Origin of the sequence: Nocardioides anomalus (assembly GCF_011046535.1) — a bacterium.
Lineage (GTDB): Bacteria > Actinomycetota > Actinomycetes > Propionibacteriales > Nocardioidaceae > Nocardioides > Nocardioides anomalus.
On sequence record NZ_CP049257.1, the window covers coordinates 1840618 to 1864803 of the forward strand.

A 24186-nucleotide genomic window follows, 5' to 3' on the forward strand; every position below is an offset into this window, starting at 1 on the left:
CGCGGTGTTGGTCGCCCGCGACGAACACCGCCGCTGCCGGTCTTCCTAGCGTGTCGGCATGGGTGATCTGGAGCACGTCGGCAGCTGGTTGGAGGAGCAGGTCCCGCAGCTGCTCGAGAAGTACGACGTCCCGGCCGCGGCCTGGGCCGTCCTCCACGACGGGCAGGTCGTCGACGGCGCGAGCGGCCTGCTGAGCAAGTCCACCGGCGTCGAGGCCACCGCGGACTCGGTCTTCCAGATCGGCTCGGTCACCAAGCTCTGGACCGCCTCCCTGGTCATGCAGCTGGTCGACGAGGGCGAGGTCGAGCTCGACGCGCCGGTGCGGACCTACCTGCCGGAGTTCCGGATCGCCGACGAGGCGGCGGCCGCGGTCATCACCGTGCGCCAGCTGCTGAGCCACACCGCGGGCTTCGAGGGCGACATCTTCACCGACACCGGCTTCGGCGACGACTGCGTCGAGAAGTACGTCGCCACGCTCGGCGACGTCGCCCAGCTGTTCCCGCCCGGGGAGCGCTTCTCCTACAACAACGCCGGCTACTGCGTGCTCGGCCGGCTGGTCGAGGTGGTCCGCGGCACGACGTACGACGCGGCCCTGCGCGAGCACCTCATCGGCCCGCTCGGGCTGACCCACACCGCGACCAACGCCTACGAGGCGATCCTCTTCCGGGCGGCCGTCGGCCACATGGAGCAGGAGCCCGGTGGCGGCCAGCAGCCCGCGCCGGTCTGGGCCATGGCCCGCTCCAACGCACCGGCCGGCTCGATGCTGACCATGCGCGCCCGTGACCTGCTCGCCTTCGCCCGGATGCACCTCGAGGACGGCACGGCGGCCGACGGCACCCGGGTGCTGGCCCCGGGCACCAGCGCCCGGATGCAGGAGCAGCAGGTCACCCTGCCGCCGATCGGCATGATGGGCAGCTCGTGGGGCCTCGGCTTCGAGCGCTTCGACGACGCCAGCAGCGCGGTCGTCGGCCACGACGGCAACACGATCGGCCAGGCGGCGTTCTGCCGGATGGTGCCCGAGCACGGGCTCGCGGTCGTGCTGCTCAGCAACGGCGGGGACGCGTTCAGCCTCTACCGCGACGTGGTCGGCCACGTGCTCGAGGAGCTGGGCGGCGTGCAGACCAAGGCCCTGCCCACGCCGCCCGCGCACCCGGAGCCCGTGGACGCGAGCCGCTACGTCGGCACCTACTCCGCGGAGGTCTACGACCTCAACGTCAGCCAGGACGACGAGGGCCGGGTCTGGATCGAGACCGTGCCCAAGGGCTTCCTGGCCGAGCTCGGCGAGGAGACCAGCACCGTCGAGCTCGTGGGCTACGGCGACGACATGCTCATCCCGCTCCAGCCGGACCGTGGCATGCACATGCCGCACGCCTTCCTCGGCGACGACGGCGAGGGGCGCTCGCGCTACCTGTTCCTCGGCCGCATCGTGCGCCGCGCCGGCGTCTGACCCGCCCAGCCCCGACCCGACCTCCCGCCAGCCTCGAGAGAGATCACGACATGAAGCTCAGCACGGTGCGCACCGTCCTCCTCGCCACGGCGGTCGCCGCGGCCCTGGCCGGCTGTGGGGGCGGCAGCGACAGCGACGACGACAAGCCCGCGGCCGGCGGCGAGACCAAGAACGCGGCCCCCGAGTCGCAGTACGTCGACGGCGGGACCTTCACCATGTCCCTGGCCGGCGACCCCGGCAAGCTGGACCCGCAGTCCTCGGCCAGCACCCAGCTGTTCGCGGTCAACCAGCTCGCCTACGACAACCTGGTCTTCGTGGACGGGCAGTCCGGCGAGGTCGAGCCGCAGCTGGCCACCGACTGGACGGTCGACGGCACCACGGTCACCCTCACCCTCGCCCAGGGCATCACCTGCTCCGACGGCACGCCGTTCACCGCGAGCCAGGCCGCCGACAACATCAGCTACGTGGGCGACCCCAAGAACAAGAGCCCCTACCTCGGCACCTTCGTGCCGGTCGGGGCGAAGGCCACCGGCGACGACGCCGCCGGCACCGTCACCATGACGCTCGCCGAGCCCGCGCCGTTCGTGCTCAACGGCCTGGCCAGCCTGCCGATGGTGTGCGCCTCGGGGATGCAGGACCGGGCTGCACTCAAGAACACCACGGAGGGCACCGGCCCCTACGAGCTCACCGAGGCCGTGCCGGGCGACCACTACACCTACCAGATCCGCGACGGCTACACCTGGGGCCCGAACGGCGCCACCACCGACGAGAACGGCATGCCCGACACGATCGTGATGAAGATCGTGCAGAACGAGGGCACCGCCTCCAACCTGCTGCTGTCCGGCGAGGTCAACGCGGCCACCATCCAGGGCCCGGACGCCAAGCGCCTCGACGCGGCCAAGCTGTTCAGCGTCAGCACCACCGCGATGGTGGGCGAGCAGTGGTTCAACCACGACGCCGGCCACGGCACCAGCGACCCCGCCGTGCGGATGGCGCTGACCCAGGCGGTCGACTACGCCGAGCTGGCCAAGGTGGCGACGGCGGGCGAGGGCAGCCCGGCCACCACGTTCGCGGGCCTGGCCCCGGTCGCCTGCCCCGGTGACTCCATCACCCCGGCCATGCCGGCCATGGACGCCGACGCGGCCAAGGGCCCGCTCGCCGGCCAGAAGCTGACCTTCCTGTACTCCAGCGCGGCGGGCAGCGCCGTGGCCGCGGCCGCGGAGCTCGCGGTGCAGCAGTGGAAGGCCGCCGGCGCCGACGTGACCGCCAAGGGCGTGGACGAGACCGCACTCGAGGGAGCGACCTTCGGGACCGGGGACTGGGACATCGCCTGGCTGCCGCTCAACGTCAACAGCCCCGACCAGCTGGTCCCGTTCCTCTCCGGGCCGGGCCTGGCCGACCAGGGCACCAACTTCTCCGGCATCGACAACGCCGACTACACCGCGGGCGTCAAGGCCGCCACCCAGATGGCCGGGACCGAGGGCTGCCAGACCTGGCTCGACGCCGAGAGCAAGCTGGTCGCGGCCGCCGACATCGTCCCCTTCGCGACCAGCGCGGTGAAGACCTACGGCAACGGCGCCCAGTTCGACTACCCGGGCACCTTCATGCCGACCAGCATCCGCATGCTGGCCAAGTAGCGGCGACCCGGACAGCGACGGTCCCGCGACATGGCCCTGGCGAACTCGGTCGCCCCTCCTGCACCCCCCGCGCCGGTGCGCCCGGCGCGCGGGGTGACGGTCCACCCCTGGCTGCGCTTCGGCGTGCGCCGGCTCGGTCGGCTGGTCGTCTCCCTGTGGGTGCTGGTCACCGCGTCGTTCCTGATGATCCACCTGATCCCGGGCGACCCGGTGCGCGCGGCCCTCGGGCCCACCGCGCCGCCCGCGCTGGTCGCGGCCAAGCGCGCGGAGATCGGTCTGGACGACCCGCTGCTGGTGCAGTACTGGCACTACCTGCAGCACCTGTTCACCGGCGACCTCGGCACCTCGCTGACCTCGCAGCTGCCGGTCTCGGAGATCGTGTCGCAGCGCCTGCCGGCCACGCTGGCGCTGGCCCTGCTGGCCTTCCTGGTCGCCGTGCTCGTGGCCGTGCCGCTGGGCGTGGCCATGGGCGTGCTGACCCGGCGCGGCCACGGGCGGCGCACCGAGCTGGTCTTCACCTCCTCCAGCGTGTTCCTCGGCATCGTCCCGGACTTCCTGCTCGGCGTGCTGCTCGTCTACGTCTTCGGCGTCAACCTCGGCTGGCTGCCGGTGGCCGGCAACGACAGCCCGTCGGCGTACGTCCTGCCGGTGCTGTCGCTGGCCATCGGCCCGGCGGCGATCCTGGCCCGGATCGTGCGCATCGAGATGGTGATGGTGCTCGAGGCCGACTTCGTGCGCACCGCGCGGGCCAAGCGGCTACCCAAGCGCCGGGTCTACCTCGGCCACGCGCTGCCCAACGCGCTGACCGCGTCGCTCACCCTCGGCGGGCTGATCCTGGGCGCGATGGTGGCGAGCACCGTGCTGGTCGAGAACGTCTTCGCCTGGCCCGGGCTCGGCAGCACGATCGTGTCCTCGATCCTCAACAAGGACTACCAGGTCGTGCAGGCCGTGGTGATCGTGTACGGCGCCAGCGTGCTGCTGGTGAACACCCTCGTCGACGTGGCCCTCGCGCTGCTCGACCCGCGCTCGATGATCCGGGAGGACTGACCTGCCGTGCGCCGATGGACGAGCGTGCTCCGCACGCCCCTGGGCCTGGCCGCCACCGCCCTGACCGTCGCGGTCGTCGCGCTGGCCGTGCTCGGTCCGCTGCTGTGGACCGACGACGCGAACGCGATCGACACCAGCAACCTCCTGGCCGGACCGTCCGGCCAGCACTGGGCGGGCACCGACAACCTCGGGCGCGACATCCTCTACCGCACCCTGGTCGCCACCCGGCTCTCGCTCGGGCTCGCCCTGGCCGCGACGGTCATCGCCGTGGTCGCCGGGCTGGCCCTCGGCGCGCTGTCGTTCCTGCTGGGCTCCCGGCTGCGCCGGCTGATGGGCACGGTCATCAACATCGCGGTCGCCTTCCCCGGGATCCTGCTCGCGCTGTTCTTCGCGGTCATCTTCGGCGTGGGCGCCACGGGGGCGGTGCTGGCCATCGGGCTGGCCGGCGCCCCGGCCTTCGGCCGGCTCGTGCAGACGATGGTCGCCGGGGTCGAGTCGCGTGACTACGTCGCGGCCGCGCGGGTCGCGGGGGTCAGCCGCCCCCGCATCCTGGTCCGCCACGTGCTGCCCAACATCGCCGAGCCGCTGGTCGTCAACGCCACCATCGGCGCGGGCGGCGCGCTGCTCTCCTTCGCCGGGCTGTCCTTCCTCGGCCTCGGCGTCCAGCAGCCGCAGTACGACTGGGGCCGGCTGCTGTTCGACGGGATCAGCTCGATCTACGTCAACGCCGCCGCCGCTCTCGTCCCCGGCGCCGCCGTGCTCCTGGCCGGCCTGGCCTTCAACCTGTTCGGCGAGTCGGTGGCCAAGGGCCTCGGCGTCGACGCGATCGCCGGGATCCGGCTGCCCGACACCCGGCGCGTCCGGGTGGACCACGCGGCGCCCGCGGGCGGGTCCGCGGCCGGTCGCGAGGACGACCTGGTCCTCGACGTGCAGGACCTGGTCGTGACCTTCCCCGGCGCGAACGGGCCGGTGCGCCCGGTCCGCGGCGTCTCCTTCACCGTGCGCCGCGGCGAGTCCGTCGGCATCGTGGGGGAGTCCGGCTCCGGCAAGTCGCTCACCGCGCTCGCGGTGTCGTGCCTGGTCGACGCCGGCGCGGTGACCGCCTCCCGGCTGGCCCTGCTCGACCAGGACCTGCAGGCCCAGGACACCCCGGCCCAGCGCCGGATGCTCGGCACCTCGCTGGCCATGGTCTTCCAGGACCCGATGACGTCGTTCAACCCGACCCAGCGCATCGGCCGGCAGCTCGCCGAGGTCGGCACCACCCACCTCGGCATGACCCGCCGCGAGGCGCTGGACCGGGCCGTCGACCGGCTGGACGCGGTCCGGATCGCCGACGCGGCCGAGCGCGCCCAGCGCTACCCGCACGAGTACTCCGGCGGCATGCGCCAGCGGGCCATGATCGGCATGGGCCTGATGGGCACCCCCGCGCTGATCGTGGCCGACGAGCCGACCACGGCCCTCGACGTCACCGTCCAGCAGCAGGTCCTCGACCTGCTCGCCGCCATCCGCGACGCCGACGACGTGGCCCTGGTCCTCATCAGCCACGACGTCACCGTGGTCGGCGAGGTCTGCGACCGCGTCCTCGTGATGTACGCCGGCCAGGTCGTCGAGGAGCTCCCCGCGGCCGGTCTGCGCACCGCCGCCCAGCACCCCTACACGCGGGCGCTGGTGGCCGCCGTACCGGACATGGCCACCGACCTCGACGCCCCGCTGGCCACCATCCCCGGCCGCCCGGTCACCCCCGACGCCGTGCCGCCCGGGTGCCCCTACGCGCCGCGGTGCCCGCTGGCCGACGCGCGCTGCCGGGCGGAGGACCCGCCCCTGGTCGACACCGCCCAGGGCCGGGTGGCCTGCTGGCACGCCGGCGAGCCGCTGCCCGACCCCGTCGTGCGGGCCGACGCCGACCTGGCCGAGCTGTCCGAGCTGCTGGAGACCCCGTGAGCGAGCTGCGCTTCGACGACGTGACCGTCCGCTACGACCGCACGCTGGCCGTGGACGGCGTCAGCCTCACCGTGCCCGCCGGGCGCGTGGTCGGGCTGGTGGGGGAGTCGGGGTCGGGCAAGTCCACCCTGGCCCGCGCCGCCGTCGGGCTGGCGCCGGTGAGCGGCGGCACGATCACCCTCGACGGCGCCCCGGTCCCGACCCGTGGGCGGCGCCGGCCACTCCAGATGGTCTTCCAGGACCCCTACTCCTCGCTCGACCCCCGGATGTCCATCGGCCAGAGCGTGGCCGAGGCCATGCCGCCGGGCGCCTCCCGCGCCGAACGCCGCGCCGAGGTCGAGCGGCTCTTGGAAATGGTGCACCTCGACCCGTCCCGCGCGGGCGACCTCCCGTCCCGGCTCTCCGGTGGCCAGCGCCAGCGGGTCGCCCTGGCCCGCGCCCTGGCCGGTCGTCCGCAGGTGGTCATCGCCGACGAGATCACCTCCGCCCTCGACGTCTCGATCCAGGGCGCGGTGCTCAACCTGGTCCGCGAGCTCCAGCGCGAGCTGGGCCTCTCGATGCTGTTCATCTCCCACAACCTCGCCGTGGTGCGCTACGTCGCCAGCCACGTCGCGGTCATGCACCAGGGCCGGATCGTGGAGGAGGGGCCGACCGCCCAGGTCCTCTCCGAGCCCGGTCACGACTACACGCGCGCGCTGCTGGCCGCCGTACCCGGAAGGACCACCCCGTCATGACCTCCCCCCTCGCCGCGACGCCTCCGCATCGACGACCTCACGGCGTTCGCCGTGCCGAGCCAGCCGGCCCTCTCCCCGGACGGTGCGCGCGTGGCCTACGTGCTGCGCACCCTCGACGCCGAGGGGGACCGCAACGTCGACGAGCTGTGGCTGGTCACCGACCGGGACCGGCGGCTCACCCACGGTCCGGCCGACACCGCGCCGGTGTGGTCACCGGACGGCTCCCGCCTGGCCTTCCTGCGCGGCGGCCAGGTCGCGGTGGTCGACGTGGCCGGCGGCGAGGTCGACGTCCTCACCGACCTGGCCCTCGGCGCCGGTGCCCCGCAGTGGAGCCCCGACGGCGCGCGGCTGGCCTTCACCGCCCCGGTCGACCCCACCGGCGGGGCCGAGGGCCCGATGGTCACCGACGGCACCGACTACCAGGCCGACGGCGCCGGGACCTACGGCGCGACGCGCAGCCAGCTCCACGTCCTCGACGTGGCCGCGCGATCGGTCCGCCAGGTCACCGACGGCGACCACCACGTGGCCGCCCCGCGCTGGAGCCCGGACGGCCGCACCCTCGTCTTCGCCCGAGGCACGGGCGAGCGGTTCCGCGTCCCGGTCCTCACCCTCGACGTCGACGACGCGCTGGCCCACCCCCGCACGGTCGCGCTGGCCGACGGCATCGCCGCGGCCGCGACGTGGACGCCGGACGGCTCGGCCCTCCTCGTGGTGGGCTACCCCGGCGACCCGGTCGGGCACGCCCACCTGCTGCGCGTGCCGCTCGACGGCGGCGAGCCGGTCGACCTGGCCGCGGGCCTGGACCGCAACGTGATGCCGGGTGCACCGGCCTACCCCGGCGGCCTGCCCGTGGAGGTCGACGGCCGGGTCTGGTTCTGCCTGCGCGAGCGCGGCTGCACCCACCTGTGGTCGGTCGCGAGCGACGGCACCGGCGCCCGCGCCGAGCTGGCCGGCGAGGGCCGGGTCGTCTCCGGGCTCTCGTTGGTCGGCGACCGCGCGGTCGTGGCGCTGGCCACGCCCACGTCGTACGGCGAGGTCGTGGCGCTCGAGGGCGGCACCGAGACCGTGCTGACCGACCACGGCGCGGCGCTGGCCGACGTCGTGCACCACCCGCGCGAGGCGCGGACCTTCACGGTCTCCGACGGCACCGAGGTCGAGGGCTGGCTCCTCCACGACCCCGCGCGGCCCGGGCCCAAGCCGCTGCTGCTCGACGTGCACGGTGGCCCGCACAACGCGTGGAACGCCGCGGCCGACGAGATCCACCTCTACCACCAGGAGCTGGTCGAGCGCGGCTGGGCGGTGCTGCTGGTCAACCCGCGCGGCAGCGACGGCTACGGCGAGGCGTTCTACGACGGCGTGCACGGCGCCTGGGGAGTGGGTGACGCCAAGGACTTCCTCGAGCCGCTCGACCAGCTGGTGGCCGAGGGGCTGGCCGACCCGGAGCGGTTGGCCGTGGCCGGCTACAGCTACGGCGGCTTCACGGCTTGCTGGCTCACCGGTCACGACGACCGGTTCGCCGCGGCGGTCGCCGGTGGGACGGTGAGCGACCTGGTCAGCATGTACGGCACCAGCGACGACCTCTGCCTGTCCGCCTACGAGCTGGGCGGCACGCCCTGGGACGAGCCCGAGCGGTACGCCGCCATGTCACCGATCACGCAGGTCGCCCAGGTCCGCACCCCGACGCTGGTCCTGCACGGCGAGGACGACCGGACCTGCCCGCTCAGCCAGGGCCAGCAGTGGCACACCAGCCTGGTCGAGCTCGGAGTGGAGACCCAGCTCGTCGTCTACCCCGGCGCCTCGCACGTCTTCATCCTGCTCGGGGCGCCGTCGCAGCGCCTGGACTTCAACCGCCGGGTCCTGGACTGGCTCGAGCGGTACACCACCGGCGGCGGCCGGCCGCGGCTGGACGCCGCGCACTGGCAGCGCCGGCTCGAGCGGCTGGCCGAGAAGCACGGCGTCCCGGGCGCGCAGCTCGGCATCCTGCGCACCGGCCGCGGCGGCGCGCCCGACGAGCTGGTCGAGGCGGCGCACGGCGTGCTCAACGTGCGCACGCAGCACCCGGTCAGCACCGACGCGCTCTTCCAGATCGGCTCCATCACCAAGGTGTGGACCGCCACCGTCGCGATGCGACTGGTCGACCAGGGCCTGCTCGAGCTGGACTCCCCGATCGCCGAGGTGCTGCCGGAGCTGCGGCTGGCCGACCCCGACGTGACCAAGCAGGTCACCCTGCGCCACCTGCTCACCCACACCAGCGGCATCGACGGCGACGTGTTCACCGACACCGGCCGCGGCGACGACTGCCTGGAGAAGTACGTCGAGGTGCTCGGCGAGGCCGGGCAGAACCACCCGCTCGGCGCGACCTGGTCCTACTGCAACTCCGGCTACGCGCTGCTGGGCCGGGTCATCGAGCAGGTGACCGGGAAGACCTGGGACGAGGCGATGCGCGACGAGCTCTACGTCCCGCTCGGCCTGGAGCGCACGGTCACCCTGCCCGAGGACGCGCTGCTGCACGCCGCGGCCGTGGGCCACGACCAGCGCGACGGCGAGACCGTGCCGGCCGCGGCCTGGCAGCTGCCCCGCTCGATCGGACCGGCCGGGTTGGTCTCGGCGCCGGTGGCCGACGTGCTGGCCTTCGCCCGGATGCACCTGACCGGCGGCGTCGCCGCCGACGGCACCCGCTTGCTGAGCGAGGAGAGCACCGCCGCGATGGCCGCGCACCAGGCCGACCTGCCCGACAAGATCATCCTGGGCGACTCCTGGGGGCTGGGCTGGATCCGCTTCGGCTGGGGCGGGCAACGGCTCGTCGGCCACGACGGCAACACGCTGGGCCAGGCGGCGTTCCTGCGCGTGCTGCCCGACGGCGAGGGCGGCGGACTGGCCGTCGCGCTGCTCACCAACGGGGGCCACACCCGCGACCTCTACGAGGACCTCTACCGCGAGCTGTTCGCGGCGCTGGCCGGCGTGCAGATGCCCGAGCGGTTCACCCCGCCGGCCGACGCCGAGGTCGACATCACGCCGTACGTCGGCACCTACGAGCGCACCTCGGTGCGCATGGACGTCGAGCAGGGCCCGGACGGGCCGCTGCTGCGCACCACGTTGACCGGGCCGCTGGCCGAGCTCGAGCCGGACCCGGTCGAGGAGTACCCCCTCGTGCCCGTCGGACCGGCGCTGTTCGCCCTGCGCCCGCCGGGTGTGGAGACGTGGGCGCCGGTGACGTTCTACGAGCTGCCGACCGGCGAGAAGTACCTCCACTTCGGCGTGCGGGCCACGCCCAAGGTCTCGTCGTGACCGACCTGGACGCTCTGCTCGACGACATCCGCCTGCTGGTCGAGTGCGAGTCGCCGTCGGCCGACCTCGACGCGGTGGCGCGCTCCGCCGACGTGGTCGCCGGCGTCGGCGCGGCCCGGATGGGCGTCGAGCCGGAGCGGATCGTCCTGGACGGCCGGACCCACCTGCGCTGGCGACTCGGCTCCGGGCCGTCGCGGGTGCTGCTGCTCGGCCACCACGACACGGTGTGGCCGCTCGGCACGCTCGAGCGCCGCCCGTACGCCGTCGAGGGCGGCGTGCTCCGCGGCCCGGGCTGCTTCGACATGCTGGCTGGCGTGGCCATGGCCTTCGCGGCCGCGGCCGGCCTGGACGGTGTCACCGTGCTGGTGACCGGCGACGAGGAGCTCGGCTCGCCCAGCTCACGAGGCCTGGTCGAGGACGAGGCCCGGCTGGCCGAGGCCGTCCTGGTGCTCGAAGCCTCGGCCGACGGCGGCGCGCTCAAGACCGAGCGCAAGGGCGTCTCGCTGTACGACGTGCGCGCGACCGGTCGCGCGGCCCACGCCGGGCTGGAGCCCGAGCGCGGGGTCAACGCCAGCGTCGAGCTCGCGCACCAGGTGCTGGCCGTGGCGCGCCTGGGGGACGCCTCTGCCGGCACCACGGTCACCCCGACGGCCGGCCGGTCCGGCAGCACCAGCAACACCGTGCCCGCCGGCGGCTCGTTCTCGGTCGACGTGCGCGTGCGGACGGTGGCCGAGCAGGAGCGGGTGGACCGCGCCCTGCGGGCGCTGGCGCCGGTGCTGCCGGGGGCCGAGGTCGAGGTGTTCGGCGGCCCGAACCGGCCGCCGCTGGAGGCCACCGCCTCGGCCGCGCTGTTCGCGCTGGCCCAGGCCGTCGCGGACCGGCTCGGCCTGCCTGCGCCCAGCGCCGCCTCCGTGGGCGGCGCGTCGGACGGCAACCTCACCGCCGGCGTCGGGACCCCGACCCTGGACGGGCTCGGCGCGGTCGGCGGCGGTGCGCACGCCGAGGACGAGCACGTCCTCGTCGACGCGCTACCCGGCCGGACCGCGCTGCTGCGCGGGCTGCTCGAGGAGCTGCTGGCCGTGCGGACGAACGACCTCGTCGCATCTGGTGCGGTGCGACCATGACCGCGCCCGACGACCTGAGCAGCATGGGAGCCATGACCGAGCTGAGGGTGGCGAGCGACGTGGACCGCGCCGTCCAGGCCGCCGACGCCGCCGCGCGCGCCGCGGGCGTGACCGTGCGCGACCTCGCCGACCTGGCCGACCTCGAGGGCGTGGTCGCGCTGTTCGCGGGGATCTGGGGCCGGGCCGAGAACCCGCCGGTGACCCTCGAGCTCCTGCGGGCCTTCACCAAGGCCGGCAACTACGTCGGCGGCGCCTTCGAGGACGGCCGGCTGGTCGGCGCCTGCGTCGGCTTCTTCCACGCCCCGGGCGAGGACGCGCTGCACAGCCACATCGCCGGCGTGGCCGCGAGCGGGCGCAGCGTCGGCTTCGCGCTCAAGCTGCACCAGCGCTCGTGGGCCATGCTGCGCGGCGTCGGCGAGATCGCCTGGACCTTCGACCCGCTGGTGTCGCGCAACGCCTACTTCAACCTGGTCAAGCTGGGCGCGACCGCGGCGGAGTACCTCCCCAACTTCTACGGCCCCATGGCCGATGCCCTCAACGGCGACGACGACTCCGACCGTCTCCTCGTCCGGTGGCGGCTCGGCGACCCGCGCGTCGCGCTGGCGTGCGCCGGGGAGAGCGTGGGCCCGTCCGCTCCGGACGAGCTCGCAACCGGGGCCGCCGTCGCGCTCGGGGTGGGAGGCGACGGCGGCCCCGCACCCGGCCGGCTGGACGGCAGCGGGACCTTCCTGGTCGGCGTACCCCCCGACATCGGGCGGCTGCGCGCCACCGACCCGGCCACGGCTCAGCGCTGGCGGCTGGCCGTGCGCGAGGCGCTGACCGCCTTGGTCGGCCGGGGCGGGCGGATCGACGGCTTCGACCGCGCCGGCTGGTACGTCGTGCGGGGCGTCCGGTGACGCCGCTGAAGATGACCGGTGTCGAGCTGCGCCGGGTGGCCATGCCGCTGCGGTCGCCGTTCCGCACGTCGTTCGGCACCGAGACCGACCGCGACATCCTGCTCGTCCGCGTGGTCACCGATGCGGCCGAGGGCTGGGGGGAGTGCGTGGCCATGGCCGCGCCGCTCTACTCCTCGGAGTACGCCGACGCGGCGGCCGACGTGCTGCGCGGCTTCCTGGTCCCGCGGCTGGCCGCCGGCTCGGCGGACGGACGGCTCACCGGCGCGCACGCCGTGGCCCCGCTGCTCGCGCCGGTCAAGGGCCACCGGATGGCGAAGGCCGCGCTGGAGACCGCCGTGCTCGACGCCGAGCTGCGGGCCGCCGGCCGGTCGTTCGCCCGCGAGCTGGGCGCCGTGCACGAACGGGTGCCGTGCGGCGTCTCGGTCGGGATCATGGACTCGGTGCCGCAACTGCTGGACGCGGTGGCCGGCTACCTCGACGAGGGCTACCTCAGGATCAAGCTCAAGATCGAGCCCGGGTGGGACGTCGAGCCGGTGCGTGCGGTGCGCGAGCGGTTCGGCGACGACGTGCTGCTCCAGGTCGACGCCAACACGGCCTACACCCTCGCCGACGCGGGACAGCTGGCCCGGCTGGACCCCTTCGACCTGCTGCTCATCGAGCAGCCGCTGGAGGAGGAGGACGTCCTGGGCCACGCCGACCTGGCGAAGCTGATCAGGACCCCGGTCTGCCTGGACGAGTCGATCGTCTCGGCCCAGACGGCGGCGGCCGCGATCCGGCTGGGCGCGTGCCGGATCGTGAACGTCAAGCCGGGTCGGGTCGGCGGCTACCTCGAGGCCAAGCGCATCCACGACGTGTGCGTCGCCGCCGGCGTCCCGGTGTGGTGCGGCGGGATGCTCGAGACCGGCCTGGGGCGCGCCGCCAACGTCGCGCTGGCCGCGCTGCCCGGCTTCACGCTGCCCGGCGACACGTCGGGGTCGGGGCGCTACTACGCCGAGGACCTGACCGAGCCGTTCGTGCTGGCCGACGGGCACCTGGACGTGCCCACCGGGCCCGGGCTGGGCGTCGTACCGCTCGAGGAGCGGCTGGCCGAGGTCACCGTCTCCACCGAGTGGATCGCGCTCTGAGTTCGTCCCGAAGCACCATCCGGGACGCCTGTTTGGTGCTGAGGCACTAGTCGGGCCTGCTGCTCGCGGCCTACGGTCGGGGGGTGCCGACGACCTCCGCCCGTCCGCGCGCCAGCCTGGGCCGCGTCCTGGACGACCTGGGCGCGACCCTGCTCGACCTCGCGCACGGAGACGTGGAGCACGAGGGCGAGCTCGGCGGCGTGGTCATCCACGATCCGCTCGACCAGCCCGTGCTGCCGGCGCGGGCCCTGGTCCTCGGCGTGGGCGTGGAGTCGTCGGAGCAGGTGGTCGCGCTGCTGTCCGCCCTCGGCGCGCAGGGTGCCGTCGGGGTGGTGCTGCGGGCGCCGGTGGTGCTGACCGACGACGTGCGCACGGCCGCCGACGCCGCGGGCGTGGCCCTGCTCGGGCTGTCGCGCGGCGTGCCGTGGGGGCACCTCGCCGAGATGCTGCGCTCGGTGCTGGCCGCCGGCGACGTGGGCGGCGGCGAGACCGAGTCGCTGGGCGGGCTGCCGTCGGGGGACCTGTTCGCGGTGGCCAACGCCATCGCCGGCCTCCTGGACGCACCGGTGACCATCGAGGACCGCAGCTCCCGGGTGCTGGCCTTCTCCGGGCGCCAGGACGAGGCCGACCCCTCGCGCGTGGAGACGATCCTGGGCCGGCAGGTGCCCGCGCGCTACGCCCGGCACCTGCAGGAGGCCGGCGTGTTCCGGGCGCTGATGCGCAGCGACGAGCCGGTCTTCGTGGAGCCGATCGCCGACGGCAGCCAGGGCTTCACGCTCCCGCGCGTGGCCATCGCCGTCCGGGCCGGCGACGAGGTGCTGGGCTCGATCTGGGCCGCCGTACCCGGCCCGCTCAGCGCCGAGCGCACCGAGGCCCTGCGCGAGGCTGCTGGCCTGGTCGCCCTGCACCTGCTGCGGGTGCGCGCGGGCGCCGACGTCCAGCGCCGGGTCCGGGCCGACCTGCTCAGCTCCGCCCTCGAGGGCGGACCCGGCGCCCCCGAGGCGCTCGAGCGGCTCGGCCTGACCGGCCAGCCGCTGCTCGTGCTCGGGATCGCCTACGACGAGCGCCACGCCGCCCCGGACGACGGCGACGCCGACCCGGCCCACCTGGTCCACGAGCGGCAGCGGCTCAGCGACGCCTTCGCCCTGCACCTCGCCGCCGTCCACCCCCGCTCCGCCGTGGCCGAGATCGGCGGCGTGGCCTACGGGCTGCTGCCGCTGCTCGGCCCGGCCGACCAGGGCGAGACCAGCGCCGTGCGCATCGTCCAGGACTTCCGCGACCGCGTCGGCGACCGGCTGCCCACCATCGCGGCGGTCGGCCCGGTCACCCCCGACCTCTCCGGCCTGGCCCACAGCCGCAGCAGCGTCGACCGCTCGCTGCGGGTGCTGCGCGAGGGTCGCGCCGACCGCCGCGTCGGCCGCCTCGACGAGCTCCAGGCCGAGGCCCTCGTGCTCGAGCTGCGCGACCTGGCCGCCGCCCGCGGCGACCGGCCCAGCGGCGCGCTCGCGCGCCTGCTCGACTACGACCGGCGCCACCACAGCACGCTGGTGGCCACCCTCGCGGCCTGGCTCGACGCCTTCGGCGACGTGGTCGCCGCCTCGGGCGCGGTGTTCGTGCACCCCAACACGTTCCGCTACCGGCTGCGCCGCGTCGCCGAGGTCGCCGAGGTCGACCTGGACGACCCGGACCAGCGCTTCGCGCTCATGCTCCAGCTCAAGCTGGGCCTCGCCGGGGGCTGACCGCCCCCGCCGGCCCAGGCCCCGCTTGTAACGCGCAGTTACCGGCTCTTCCGACCCGCCGCAACGGGTCGGAAGAGCCGGTAACTGAGCGTTACAACCGCACGGTTGCAGGCACCCGAAGCCCCCGGACGCCCGAGCTCAGAGCAGCGGCCGCAACGGCCTCAGGACCATCTCGGTGAAGCGCCGGTGCAGGTCGCGCGCCTCCCACTCGCCGCGGGTCAGCTCGATGCAGTTGGACTCGTCGGTGCGGTAGACCTCCTCCAGGGCGGCCGCGAAGTCCGGGTCGATGACCTCCATGTTGATCTCGTAGTTGCCGGTGAGGCTGAGCCGGTCGATGTTCGCCGTCCCCACCGTCACCCACGAGCCGTCCACGGTCGAGGTCTTGGCGTGCACCATCGCGTCCTTGAACCGGAAGATCCGCACACCCGCCTCGAGCAGCTGCGCGAAGTACCCGCGGCTGAGCCAGTCGGCCACCACGTGGTTGGACTTCAGCGGCACCAGCAGGCGTACGTCGACCCCGCGGCGGGCGGCGGCGGTGAGCGCCTCGACGAAGTCGGTGTCGGGGATGAAGTAGGCGTGGGTCATCCAGATGTTGCGCGAGGCCCGGTTGATCGCCTCGATGTACATCCCGCGGATGGGGAACATCCACAGCCGCGGCACGTTGCGGTGGAACCGCACCCGCGGCTCCCACGCGCTGGCCGTCTCCACCAGCAGCGGCCGCTCGCTGGCCCGGAACCGCCGGCGCCGGTGCAGGTTCCAGAAGTCGGCGAAGGCCCGGCGCAGGTCCTGCACCGCGGGCCCGGTCACCCGCACGTGGGTGTCGCGCCACTCGGTCTCGTACGCCGTGCCGATGTTGTAGCCGCCGACGTAGCCCTCGGTGTCGTCGACGACCAGGATCTTGCGGTGGTCACGGCCGTAGCGCCGCAGGTCGAAGAAGCGCCACCCCGCGCCGTACACCGGGTAGCGCAGCACCTTGAGCGAGGTCGGGAACCGCTTGAAACGGGGCGAGACCACGAGGTTCGCGAACCCGTCGTAGATGCAGTAGACCTCGACCCCGCGCTCGGCCGCCGCGACCAGCGCCGCCTTGAACTGCTCGCCGACCTCGTCGCCCTTCCAGATGTAGGTCTCGAACAGCACCTGCCGCTGCGCCCGCCCGATCGCGCCCAGCATGTCGGCGTACACGTCCTGGCCGAAGGTGTAGGTCGTGATCCCCACCTCGCCGACCTCGACCGTCTCCGGCGGCGTGGTCGGGAACGGCTTGGGCTTCTTGCCGCGCCGGCGGTAGGAGTCGACCAGCGACATCGCGATGCCGATCAGCACCGGCACCCCGAACACCACCGCCAGGGTCCGCCGGAGCCACCGCAGCGCTCGTTGCATGCTGGCCCCGCTCACCCCTCCAGCCTAGTGACGTCTAGCCGAGCCCGAAGTCCACGTCGTGCTGCGTCGCGCGGACCCGCTCGTGGGGCTCCGCGGCCAGCAGCCACTCACCGCGCCCGGCGTCCTCGTCGCCGTTGAGCTGCTGGGCCACCGCGTCCATGGGCACGCCCGGCCAGGTCGTCACCAGCACCGGCCCCTCGCGCCGGCTCGCCCCCGCGCCGGTGGCGGTCCACAGCGCCACCAGCGCCTCGGCGTGTCCGGGCGCGGCCGCGAAGACGGTCAGCACCGCGTCGGTCGGCTCGACCACGTCGACGACCTGGAGGGCGCCGGCCGAGTCCCTCGCGCAGCGCACCAGGTCGCCCGCGGCCAGCGGCGCGGCCAGCGCGCTCTGCGTCAGGCGGTACGCCGGGCCGGCCGGTTCGGCGTACACGGTCTCGGGAGTGTCGGCGTCCACGAGGCGGAGCAGGAGCGAGACGGCCATCAGCGCCGACCGCCCACGGAGGCGGCGAGCTGGTGGATGTCCTCGGGCCGGAACAGTCCCAGGGGGAGCAGTGTCGTGCGCGCGGCGCCGAACGCGCGTCGGCGGTGCCGCAGCAGCACGTTGTGGTCGGTGCTGCTGACCGCCGCGAAGTTGTCCCAGGCCAGCACCTGCGTGCCGTGCTGCGTCTCGACCGCGAGGTGCTCGGGCGTCACCTCGGCGTGCAGCACCCGGCCGATCGGGAACGCCGCTCGAAACGCCCGGCGCCAGCGGACGAACCGCACGGCGGCTGGGACCGCGAGGGCCAGCAGGGCGCCGGCGAGCCACAGGAAGCCGGCCCAGGTGGTGAGCAGCCCCAGCAGCGCAAAGCCGGCGGCGCCCACGTAAGGGAGGAGGAAGTCGGCGGTGCGGACGACGGTCCAGGTCGCGTCCGCGACCAGGTGGGTCTGCACCTCCTCGGTGACGCGCAGGGACCGGGCGAGCCCGGATGGGGATGTCGCGACCGGACCGGGTCCGGCCGCGTGGCCCTCGAGGAACGCGACGTCGTCGTCGCTGAGCAGCTCGCCCGGGATCACGAACTGCAGGGAGCGGCCGTAGACGTTGGCGTTGCGTCCGGAGCGCCGGACGAGCAGCACCGAGCCCCGGGGCAGGCGGTACTGGCCGGTGACGTCGGTGACGACGAGCTCGCCGTCCGCGGCCCACCCGGTGCTCACCGTCTGTCCCACGGCCAGCCCGTCGGCGGCGCTGCGGGCGGCCCGGAGCCACCACACGAGGAGCTGGAGGAGCACCACGGGGACCGCGACCGCCGGCCCGGCGTACCAGACCTGACGGCCGGCGCCGATCGCGAACAGCGTGAGCAGCGCCGCGCCCACCCACCACCTCGCCGGGCGGTGCCGGGTCAGGTCGACGACCAGGTCGAGCACGATCCGCCGGTGCCGTCGGCGGTCGACGGTCACGGCGCGCACGGTGGTCCCGGGAGCGCTCACGCCGCGATCGTAAGGCGGTCCTGGCGCTGGGCGCAGGCGCTTGTCGGTGGTCGCCCGTAGGCTCGACGCATGCGTCCAGTCACCGACCTCGAGCGCCGCGTGGCGCCGTTCAAGGTCGTGTCCGACTTCGAGCCCTCGGGTGACCAGCCGGCCGCGATCAAGGAGATCACGCGCCGGATCCAGGGCGGCGAGCAGGACGTCGTGCTGCTCGGCGCGACCGGCACCGGCAAGACCGCGACCGTGGCGTGGGTGGCCGAGCAGGTCCAGCGGCCCGTCCTGGTGATGCAGCCCAACAAGACGCTGGCCGCGCAGTTCGCCAACGAGCTGCGCCAGCTCTTCCCGGACAACGCGGTGGAGTACTTCGTCTCCTACTACGACTACTACCAGCCCGAGGCCTACGTCCCCCAGACCGACACCTACATCGAGAAGGACTCCTCGATCAACGAGGAGGTCGAGCGGCTGCGCCACTCGGCGACCAACTCGCTGCTGACCCGACGCGACGTGATCGTGGTGGCCACGGTCTCGTGCATCTACGGCCTCGGCACCCCGCAGGAGTACGTCGACCGCATGCTGCGGCTCAAGGTGGGCCAGGAGCACGACCGCGACGCGATCCTGCGCCAGCTGGTGCAGATGCAGTACACCCGCAACGACATGACCTTCGCCCGCGGCAACTTCCGGGTCCGCGGCGACACCCTCGAGATCTTCCCGGTCTACGAAGAGCACCAGGTCCGCATCGAGTTCTTCGGCGACGAGATCGAGCGGCTGATGACCCTGCACGCGGTGACGGGCGAGGTGATCACCGAGGACCAGGAGCTCTACGTCTTCCCGGCCACCCACTACGTCGCCGGGCCCGACCGGATGGAGCGGGCGGTGCACGGGATCGAGCTCGAGCTCGAGGACCGGCTGGCCCAGTTCGAGCGCGAGGGCAAGCTGCTCGAGGCCCAGCGCCTGCGCATGCGCACGACGTACGACATCGAGATGATGCGCCAGGTCGGCTCGTGCGCGGGGATCGAGAACTACTCGATGCACATGGACGGCCGCACGCCCGGCTCGGCGCCCAACACCCTGCTCGACTACTTCCCCGAGGATTTCGTGCTCGTGGTCGACGAGTCGCACGTCGCGGTGCCGCAGATCGGCGGGATGTACGAAGGCGACATGTCGCGCAAGCGCAACCTGGTCGACCACGGCTTCCGGCTGCCCAGCGCGATGGACAACCGGCCGCTGCGCTGGGAAGAGTTCCTGGAGCGCATCGGGCAGACGATCTACCTCTCGGCCACCCCGGGCAACTACGAGCTCGACAAGGTCGGCGGCAACACCCCGCCCCACGTGGTCGAGCAGATCATCCGCCCGACCGGCCTGATCGACCCGCAGGTCGTGGTCAAGCCGACCAAGGGCCAGATCGACGACCTCATCTCCTCGATCCGCGACCGCACCCAGAAGAACGAGCGCGTCCTGGTCACCACCCTGACCAAGAAGATGTCCGAGGACCTCACCGACTACCTCCTCGACGCCGGCATCCGCACCCGCTACCTGCACTCCGAGGTCGACACCCTCAAGCGCATCGAGCTGCTGCGCGACCTGCGCCTGGGGGAGTACGACGTCCTCGTCGGCATCAACCTGCTCCGCGAGGGCCTCGACCTGCCCGAGGTCTCACTGGTGAGCATCCTCGACGCCGACAAGGAGGGCTTCCTGCGCTCTGACAAGTCGCTCATCCAGACCATCGGCCGCGCCGCCCGCAACGTCTCGGGCGAGGTGCACATGTACGCCGACAAGGTCACGCCCTCCATGGAGGCCGCGATCGACGAGACCAACCGGCGCCGCGACAAGCAGATCGCCTACAACGAGGCCCACGGCATCGACCCGCAGCCGCTGCGCAAGAAGATCGCCGACATCACCGAGATGCTCGCCCGCGAGGACGAGACCACCCAGGAGCTCCTCCAGACCTGGGCCGGCACCGAGGCCAAGGGCCGCGCCGGCGGCGTCCGCCCGCCCAAGGGCGGCGGCCCCCGCCAGCCCACCCCAGTCCTCGGCGACCGCGCCGCCGGCCACCACGCCAAGGACCTCGCCGGCCTCCCCAGCTCCGACCTCGCCCAGCTCATCCAGGATCTCACCGACCAGATGAAGGGCGCCGCCGCGGAGCTGCAGTTCGAGGTGGCCGCCCGCTTGCGCGACGAGATCTCCGAGCTCAAGAAGGAGCTCCGCCAGATGATGGAGGCCACTCGCTAGCGCTCGCGACCGCCACCCTCTGACTCCGCTCCTCCTCGAGCTCGCTGATCTCGTCGCGCAGTCGCCCGGCGAGCTCGAACGGGGCCCGTCGCGCCCGCTGTCCGTGGTCGCGGTCCCAGGCTGGTCGTCCGGCCACGGAGCGAGGAGGCTGCTCGGACCGGAACCCGGCGACCGGGGCAGCGCGTCCGACGGCTGGGTGCTCAGACGGGAGGCAGTGCGGTGCGGCGACAGGCGGCGTCACTGGTCCTGCTCGGCCTGGCCACGTCGCTGTCCGCCTGCGCCGGCCCGGCGAGCGGTCCCGACGCCACCGACGCCTCGCCCGCCGTTGCCGCCTCGGGGGTGGTGACCCCGACCACGGACGCCGGCCGACCGGAGGCCGGTGGCGCCGAGGCCTCGTGCGTCGAGTCGTACTCGCCCGAGGCGGTGGCCGGGCGCGCCTTCGCCTTCGACGGGGTGGTGACAGACCTCGGGCGGTCGGTCACCGACCGCGACGGCGAAGCAGACCTCGGGTTCCCGGGCGTGACCTTCGAGGTGCGCGAGTGGTTCGCCGGCGGCGAGGGCGACACGGTCACCGTCGACCTGCAGGGCACGGGCGCGGAGCCGACCGAGGGCGACGCGGCGATGTACGACATCGGCTCCCGGCTGCTCGTGAGCGGGGAGCCGCGCTGGGGCGGGGCGCCGCTGGACGCTCCGATCGCCTGGGCGTGCGGGTTCACGCGTGCCCACGACGCGGCGACCGCGGCGGACTGGCGCGCGGCCACGCGCCCATAGGGCCGGGGTCCGGCGTGGCCCGACCGCTCCACGGGAGCCGCCCGCCGTGTTCGCGGTCGGCCTCGTCCTCGCCCTGAGCGCCGTGGTCGCTGTTGGCGTGGCGGTGGCCGCGGAGCGGGCGAGGGCGAGTGTCGGCGGCTACTGGCTCTTCCTCCGGTCTCGGCGCTGAGGGACGCGGAGCGGCCGCGGGTACCGACCGGGAGGCCGAGGACACGCACGTCGGAGGGAGCGTCATGGACACGCGCAAGCTGGGTTCGAGCGGGCTCGAGGTGTCGGCCCTGGGGTTGGGCTGCATGGGGATCAGCCAGGGGTTCGGGCCGTCGCCGGAGCGGCCGGAGATGGTGCGCTTCCTGCGTGAGGCGGTCGAGGTGGGGGTGACGCTCTTCGACACCGCGGAGGTCTACGGGCCGTTCGACAACGAGGAGGTCGTCGGCGAGGCGCTCGAGCCACTGCGGGACCAGGTGGTCATCGCGACGAAGTTCGGCTTCGCCATCGGCGACAGCGACCGCAGGGTCGACAGCCGGCCCGAGCACATCCGCGAGGCGGTGGAGGGGTCGCTGTCGCGGCTGCGGACCGAGCGGATCGACCTGCTCTACCAGCACCGCGTGGACCCGGACGTGCCGATCGAGGACGTCGCCGGCACGGTCGGGGAGCTGATCGGCGAGGGCAAGGTCGGCCACTTCGGGTTGTCCGAGGCCGGGGTCGACACGATCCGGCGGGCGCACGCGGTCCAGGAGGTCACGGCGCTGCAGAGCGAGTACTCCCTCTTCTGGCGCGAGCCGGAGGACCAGATCCTGGCCACGCTCGAGGACCTGGGCATCGGCTTCGTGCCGTTCAGCCCGCTGGGCCGCGGCTTCCTGACCGGTGCGGTCGACGCCACGACGGAGTTCACCGAGGGCGACATCCGGGCCGGGATGCCGCGCTTCACCGCCGAGGCCCGCGCCGCCAACCTGGCCCTGGTCGACCGGGTGCGGACGGTGGCCGAGCGCCACGGCGCCACCACCGGCCAGGTCGCCCTGGCCTGGCTGCTCGCGCAGCGGTCGTGGGTCGTGCCGATCCCGGGCACCCGTCGGCGCTCACGGTTGGAGGAGAACCTCGGCGCGGCCGACCTCGAGCTGACCACGGAGGACCTGGCCGACCTCGACGAGGCGTCGCGGGAGGTCAAGGTGGTGGGGGACCGCTACCCGGAGGCGATGCAGGCGCTCATCGACCGCTAGGTCGGCGCGGCACCTGCCCCCGGTCTGCTTGGCTGACGTCGTGACGCCGTTCTCCCTGACCGAGATCGACGCGGTGGTCTTCGACGTGATCGGGACGCTGGTCGACGAGGACGCGGTCGTCGTCGACGCCGCCCGCCGGTTGGCCGCCGACACCGGGGTGACGTCCGCCTCGTCGCTGCGCGATCGCTGGGTCGCGGCCCTCGACACGGCCATGGCCGCCGTGGTCACCGAGAGCGCCCCCTGGCGACCGCACGCGCGACTGGTGGCTGAGGCCGCCCGAGACGCGGTCACCGCCCTCGGCGGGACGTGGGGCGACGCGGCCGAGGCCGTGGCGGCGTCGGTGGACGTGGCGTACGCCGCCTGGCCCGAGGTGCCCGACGCGACGGCCGCGCTCCGCGAGCACGTGCTCGTCGCGGCACTGAGCAACGGCGACCTCGACGCGCTGGCCCGGGTCGCCCACGCGCAACGACTCTGCTGGGACGTCGTGCTGTCGACCGGCGCCGTCGGCACGTTCAAGCCGGCCGCCCGGGCCTACCTCCACGTCATCGACACGCTCCGCCTCGAGCCGTCCCGCACGCTGTTCGTCGCCGCCCACCCGTGGGACCTGCGGGCCGCCGCGGGCCACGGGTTCCGCACGGCGTACGTCGCCCGCCCCGGAGCCGAGCGCCCGACGGCAGACGACCGTGTCGACGTCGAGGTCGAGGACCTCACCGGCCTCGTGGCGGCGCTGAGCGGCTGACGGCCGGGTCCGCGGCCCAGTCCCGCACCAGGTCCGCGGCGGCGCGCAGCTCGTCGCCCAGCGGGTGGTCGGCCAGCGGTACGTCGCCCAGCGCGGCCAGCGCGCAGTGGGCCAGGTCGGCGGCCGGACCGCCGTCCGGGACCCGGGCGGGGTCGAGGCGCAGGGCCCGGGCGGCGGCCAGGAGCTCGCAGGCCAGGAGGTCGGGCAGGAGGCCGGCGACCGCACGGGCGGCGTGCACGCCCTGGGTGGCGTGGCTGGCGGTCTCCTCCAGGCCGAGGGAGAGCGTCGTGCGGGTGAGCGTGGTCGCGAGCGCGACACCGCGGACGCGGGCGGCGAGGTCGGCGGCGACGTACTCCAGGATCATCACGCCCGAGCTGCCCGGCGGCCCGTCGGCCAGGAAGGCCGCGAGCCCGCTCAGGCGCGGGTCGACCAGGGCCGCGAGCCGGGCCTGGCTGAGAGTGACCACGCCGACCAGGGCCTCGCGCGTGGCGTCGAGCGCCGCGGCGAGGCGCTGGGTCAGGAACTGCCCGTGGTGCAGGGCCGCGCCGGGGAGCGGCAGCGGGTTCTCGCGCGGGTGGTCGAGCTCGGCCCGCAGGGCGGCCTCGAGCCCTCCGAGCGCCGCGGTGGCCACGCCGTGGACCTGGGGGAGGGTGCGCAGCGCGAACGGGTCCTGGAGGCGCGCGCCGCGCTCGGACGCGGCGTCGAGCAGGGCGGTCAGGCGGGCGGCGACCGCGGCGGCCTCCGGGTCCCGGCGCTCGTCGAAGACCCGGGGGTCGTAGGCCTCGCGCGCGCCGCGCAGCGCGAGGCAGGAGAGGGCGGCGACGCGCTCGGCGGCGGCCAGCACCCCGACGAGGTCCGCGTGGACCAGCGCGCCGGTGCCCACGGTGGCGGCGTTGCTGCTGAGGAAGGGCAGCGCGTCGGAGACGGCCGGGACCGCGGGAGGGGGCGCCGCGCCGCGCCACGGCCCCTCGCCGACCAGGGCCAGCGCGAGCTCGGCCAGGACGGACAGGTCGGCGGTCCCCACCGCGCCGTACTCGTGCAGGACGGGGACCGCGCCCGCCACCACGGCGCCTTCGAGGGCCACGGCCAGCGCCGGCGAGACCCCGGACGGGCCGGCCGCCAGCTGGGCCAGGCGGGCCAGCAGGACGGCCCGGGCGTCGGCGTCGTCGAGCTCGGGGCCGAAGCGCGCCGCGTGGCTGCGCCACAGCCGGAGCGGGACGCCGCCGTCCGCGTCCACCGCGACGTCGCGCAGCGCCCCGACGCCCGTGCTGAGACCGTAGACCTCGCCGCCCGCGGCCAGCTCCGCGAGCTGTCGGCTGCCCTCGTCCAGCGCCGTCAGGGCGGCGTCGGTGAGCAGCGGGGCGACGGGCTCCCGGCCGCGGGCCTGGGCGACGAGCGAGCGGAGCTCCACCGCC

General features: G+C 74.3%; 18 protein-coding genes. 14 read left to right on the plus strand and 4 right to left on the minus strand.

The features are described 5' to 3' along the window. Positions 1-58: 58 nt before the first annotated feature. The 10 genes from G5V58_RS09355 to G5V58_RS09400 all read left to right on the plus strand — a co-directional run bounded on the left by G5V58_RS09355 (position 59) and on the right by G5V58_RS09400 (position 14977). Positions 59-1447, plus strand: coding sequence for a serine hydrolase domain-containing protein (locus G5V58_RS09355; RefSeq protein WP_165231474.1), 1389 nt, complete (start codon positions 59-61; stop codon positions 1445-1447). Positions 1448-1497: 50 nt separating this feature from the next. Continuing rightward, positions 1498-3084 carry an ABC transporter substrate-binding protein gene (locus G5V58_RS09360; protein WP_165231477.1) on the plus strand — a complete coding sequence of 529 codons (1587 nt, stop codon included), beginning with the start codon at positions 1498-1500 and terminating at the stop codon, positions 3082-3084. Between the two features lie 30 nt (positions 3085-3114). Further along, on the plus strand, positions 3115-4131 hold the full coding sequence (locus G5V58_RS09365) for an ABC transporter permease (protein ID WP_165231481.1): 1017 nt from the start codon (positions 3115-3117) through the stop codon (positions 4129-4131). 24 nt (positions 4132-4155) lie between these two features. Then, positions 4156-6072, plus strand: a complete 1917-nt coding sequence (locus tag G5V58_RS09370) for a dipeptide/oligopeptide/nickel ABC transporter permease/ATP-binding protein (RefSeq protein ID WP_230487218.1) — start codon at positions 4156-4158, stop codon at positions 6070-6072. Next, positions 6069-6806 (plus strand): ABC transporter ATP-binding protein, encoded by a 738-nt coding sequence (locus G5V58_RS09375; RefSeq protein WP_165231487.1) that lies wholly within the window; start codon positions 6069-6071, stop codon positions 6804-6806. The genes G5V58_RS09370 and G5V58_RS09375 overlap by 4 nt, the downstream gene beginning before the upstream one ends. A 90-nt stretch (positions 6807-6896) precedes the next feature. Further along, a complete protein-coding gene (locus G5V58_RS09380; RefSeq protein WP_230487219.1) occupies positions 6897-10094 on the plus strand; it encodes a serine hydrolase in 3198 nt (1065 codons plus the stop codon). Next, complete coding sequence (locus G5V58_RS09385; protein ID WP_230487220.1) at positions 10091-11218, plus strand: M20/M25/M40 family metallo-hydrolase; 1128 nt, start codon at positions 10091-10093, stop codon at positions 11216-11218. The genes G5V58_RS09380 and G5V58_RS09385 overlap by 4 nt, the downstream gene beginning before the upstream one ends. Positions 11219-11250: 32 nt before the next feature. Next, positions 11251-12114, plus strand: a complete 864-nt coding sequence (locus G5V58_RS09390; RefSeq protein ID WP_165231490.1) for a GNAT family N-acetyltransferase — start codon at positions 11251-11253, stop codon at positions 12112-12114. Further along, entirely contained in the window at positions 12111-13238 is a 1128-nt protein-coding gene (menC, locus tag G5V58_RS09395; RefSeq protein WP_230487221.1) for an o-succinylbenzoate synthase, read from the plus strand. The genes G5V58_RS09390 and menC overlap by 4 nt, the downstream gene beginning before the upstream one ends. Positions 13239-13321: 83 nt before the next feature. Next, positions 13322-14977, plus strand: a complete 1656-nt coding sequence (locus G5V58_RS09400) for a PucR family transcriptional regulator (protein ID WP_165231493.1) — start codon at positions 13322-13324, stop codon at positions 14975-14977. Positions 14978-15115: 138 nt separating this feature from the next. Here G5V58_RS09400 and G5V58_RS09405 read toward each other — a convergent pair whose 3' ends face one another. From G5V58_RS09405 to G5V58_RS09415, 3 genes are read right to left on the minus strand one after another with little or no spacing between them, the layout of a single operon-like run. Further along, complete coding sequence (locus G5V58_RS09405; RefSeq protein ID WP_230487222.1) at positions 15116-16369, minus strand: phospholipase D-like domain-containing protein; 1254 nt, start codon at positions 16367-16369, stop codon at positions 15116-15118. A 19-nt stretch (positions 16370-16388) separates the two neighbouring features. After that, the gene (locus G5V58_RS09410) at positions 16389-16835 is read right to left on the minus strand and encodes a hypothetical protein (protein ID WP_165231495.1); all 447 of its coding nucleotides are present in this window, start codon (positions 16833-16835) and stop codon (positions 16389-16391) included. Further along, positions 16835-17818 carry a hypothetical protein gene (locus G5V58_RS09415; RefSeq protein ID WP_165231498.1) on the minus strand — a complete coding sequence of 328 codons (984 nt, stop codon included), beginning with the start codon at positions 17816-17818 and terminating at the stop codon, positions 16835-16837. The genes G5V58_RS09410 and G5V58_RS09415 overlap by 1 nt, the downstream gene beginning before the upstream one ends. 69 nt (positions 17819-17887) lie before the next feature. Between G5V58_RS09415 and uvrB the strand changes: the two genes are divergently transcribed. The 4 genes from uvrB to G5V58_RS09435 all read left to right on the plus strand — a co-directional run bounded on the left by uvrB (position 17888) and on the right by G5V58_RS09435 (position 22771). Then, complete coding sequence (uvrB, locus tag G5V58_RS09420) at positions 17888-20044, plus strand: excinuclease ABC subunit UvrB (RefSeq protein ID WP_165231501.1); 2157 nt, start codon at positions 17888-17890, stop codon at positions 20042-20044. A gap of 219 nt (positions 20045-20263) precedes the next feature. Further along, on the plus strand, positions 20264-20815 hold the full coding sequence (locus G5V58_RS09425; protein ID WP_165231504.1) for a hypothetical protein: 552 nt from the start codon (positions 20264-20266) through the stop codon (positions 20813-20815). 233 nt (positions 20816-21048) lie between these two features. After that, entirely contained in the window at positions 21049-22032 is a 984-nt protein-coding gene (locus G5V58_RS09430; protein WP_165231507.1) for an aldo/keto reductase, read from the plus strand. Positions 22033-22072: 40 nt separating this feature from the next. Then, on the plus strand, positions 22073-22771 hold the full coding sequence (locus G5V58_RS09435) for a haloacid dehalogenase type II (RefSeq protein WP_165231511.1): 699 nt from the start codon (positions 22073-22075) through the stop codon (positions 22769-22771). On the opposite strand, the gene G5V58_RS09440 is transcribed toward G5V58_RS09435, so the two are convergent. Further along, positions 22740-24182 carry an aromatic amino acid lyase gene (locus G5V58_RS09440; RefSeq protein ID WP_165231514.1) on the minus strand — a complete coding sequence of 481 codons (1443 nt, stop codon included), beginning with the start codon at positions 24180-24182 and terminating at the stop codon, positions 22740-22742. The two genes, G5V58_RS09435 and G5V58_RS09440, sit on opposite strands and share 32 nt — an antisense overlap. Positions 24183-24186 lie beyond the last annotated feature (4 nt).